The sequence below is a fragment of the bacterium genome, assembly GCA_026708015.1.
In the GTDB taxonomy this organism is placed as follows: domain Bacteria; phylum Actinomycetota; class Acidimicrobiia; order Acidimicrobiales; family Bin134; genus Poriferisocius.
The window spans coordinates 1-2307 of sequence record JAPOVT010000059.1 but is presented as its reverse complement, the minus strand read 5'-3'; the positions used below and the strand labels follow the sequence as shown (position 1 = coordinate 2307).

The 2307-nt window shown below is 67.8% G+C and carries 4 protein-coding genes; 3 read left to right on the top strand and 1 reads right to left on the bottom strand.

Annotated features, from left to right (window positions below; translation table 11 throughout):
• The 3 genes from OXG30_15695 to OXG30_15685 form a co-directional block, all read left to right on the top strand.
• Nucleotides 1-577: tetraacyldisaccharide 4'-kinase (locus OXG30_15695; GenBank protein ID MCY4136332.1), on the top strand; the 577-nt coding region annotated here is incomplete at its 5' end.
• 84 nt (nucleotides 578-661) lie between these two features.
• Complete coding sequence (locus OXG30_15690; protein MCY4136331.1) at nucleotides 662-952, top strand: hypothetical protein; 291 nt, start codon at nucleotides 662-664, stop codon at nucleotides 950-952.
• Between the two features lie 103 nt (nucleotides 953-1055).
• Nucleotides 1056-2009, top strand: a complete 954-nt coding sequence (locus tag OXG30_15685; GenBank protein ID MCY4136330.1) for an HNH endonuclease — start codon at nucleotides 1056-1058, stop codon at nucleotides 2007-2009.
• 57 nt (nucleotides 2010-2066) lie between these two features.
• On the opposite strand, the gene OXG30_15680 is transcribed toward OXG30_15685, so the two are convergent.
• On the bottom strand, nucleotides 2067-2307 hold a 241-nt coding region (locus OXG30_15680), incomplete at its 5' end, for a hypothetical protein (protein ID MCY4136329.1).

The window sequence follows — 2307 nt, the reverse complement described above, 5'->3', positions numbered from 1 at the left end:
CGGCTTCTCCCATCTACGGGTGCGCCGGGACGTCGAGGTCCTGACCTTCCCGGCTGACGACCCGTTCGCCGGCGGTCTGCTGCTGCCAGGCGGCCGCCTGCGCGAACCCCTGGGCATGGCGCGCCTCGCGGACGCCGCGGTGATCACCGGCCTCGAAGCGGGCGCCGAACCGCCGGCCGACTTCAGGTCGATCCTGCGCCGGCACGGTTTCGCCGGCCGCGTGTTCGCGTCGCTGCTTTGGGCCGAACTGGCGGGCGGCCCGCCACCGGACCGGCCACTGCTCGCCACGGGCGTCGCCCGCGCGGAGCGCGTCGCCCGCACTGCGGCCACGGCCGGCCTGGAGGTCGTGCGCCACCTCCGCTTCCGCGACCACCACGGCTATCCGCCGCGTTCCCTCCGCGCGATCGAAGCCGCATGCGTCCGCCACCGTTGCGACGCCGTCGTCACGACTTCCAAGGACGCCGTCAAGCTCCGCGGCCGGCTGCCGGTGGGCGTGCCGCAGCTTCTGGAACTCAGGATCGAGGCGCGGCTCGCCCCGGAGTTTCTGCCGTGGCTCTCGGATCGCCTGGAACGCTGAGCTTGGGTCGAGGAGTTCTCGTCATACGATAGGTCTGCCGTTGCGGCTTGAGATAGAGCCGCGGTCCGGTCGGAGATCAACGCCATGGCAGTGGAACGCGTAAGCCTGCGAATCGACGCGAGTCTCATGAAGAGCCTCGAAGTTGAGGCGAAGCGGCAGCAACGGTCGCCCTCGCGCCTCGCGGGCGAGGCGATCGAGGCGATGCTGCTCAACTGCGCCCAGAAGCGCGCCGCCATACGTACCGCGATCGAAGAGGCCGAAGCGGGATCCTTCGTGTCCGAGAAGGCGATGACCGAGTGGGTGTCGTCTTGGGGGACCGATTCGGAGACTCCGGTGCCGGAGCCTGATGTGCTGCCCCGATCTCGTGATCGGTGAAGCTGGTCTTCCTGCCCAGCCAACTGACGGTCGTGTGTTGGTCGGTTGTGCCTAAGGGTGGGGCTCGTGGCTTGGCCGCGCTGCGAAGCGACTGGAAGTAGTGATGGTCGACGGAGTACGCGCCGACCCTGACGCGGCCATTCGAGCGGCCGCGTTCGCTGAACTGGACCGGCTTCGCTTCGCGCATGGCCCCAAGCTGCCCTGGAGCGTGATCGACCGGGGCTTCCGCTTCCGTGGCGAGAAGATCCACTTCGCTGGCCGCGCCGTCGGCATATTCAAGCCGAGGCAGATGAGCGCGGCGCTCAGCATCAAGACGGTGGCTCCTCGGGCGGGTCGGCGGTTTTGGTATCGCGATCAGATGGGCGAGCCGGACTATCGAACAGGACTGCTTGCCTACGACCTCGCTCGCGGTGGCAGGGGGGATTCCACCAACCGGGCCCTCGAGGAGGCGTACAGTCGGAGCGCGGCCCTGATCTACTTCGTTGGCGTCTCGCCTGCCGTGTACGAGCCGCTCTCGCCTGTGTGGGTGGAAGAACTCGACTTCGACGCCGGACGCGTCCTTCTCGCCGCCGCGGACGCCTTCCATCCGACGATGAGCTCCATCCAGGCCGCGCAAGCCGCCGGCTCCTCTGCCGAACTGCGTGAGCGGTCCTACACGCTTGTCGCTACGAAGCGGAGGAATCACCAGGCATGGTTCAGCAGCCGGACCAAGTCCGCGTACGGCCATCGCTGCGCCTTCAGCGGTCTGACGTTGTCTCGACTGCTCGTGGGGGCGCACATCCTGCCGGATGCCGAAGACGGCCCGGCGACCGTGACCAACGGCATCTGCATGTCGACCCTTCACCACACCGCGTTCGATGCCGACTTGATCGGCGTGGACACAAACTGCCGCATCCACGTCGCCAGGTCGGTCAGGGATGGCCGAGACGGTCCCCTGCTCGAGAGCCTGAAGGGACTCGATGGCGCAGGGCTCCGTCTGCCCGCGCGTTCCGAGGACCACCCGGACCGGGAGTTTCTCGATTGGCGATTCCAGCGCTTTCTCGAAACCGCCGACTGATCGACGGCGCGCTCGACGCGCCGCCGCGTCTCTGGGATCGAGTTGGCCCGCCGTGCGTCAGGCGAACGACCGCCCTCCGATCACCGCCCAGATGATCCACAGGATCGCGACCGGGCAGACGAAGCGCAGCAGCACATCGCGCCAGATGAAGTACCAGCGACTCACGTCGCCATGGCCGTCGGCCAGTGCGTCGCGGGACTTGCTGCGGCTCAGGAACCAGCCGACGAAGATCGCCAGCGTCAGACCGCCGAGGGGCAGGATCCAGTTCGAGACGGTGTAGTCCATCGTGTCGAAGAAA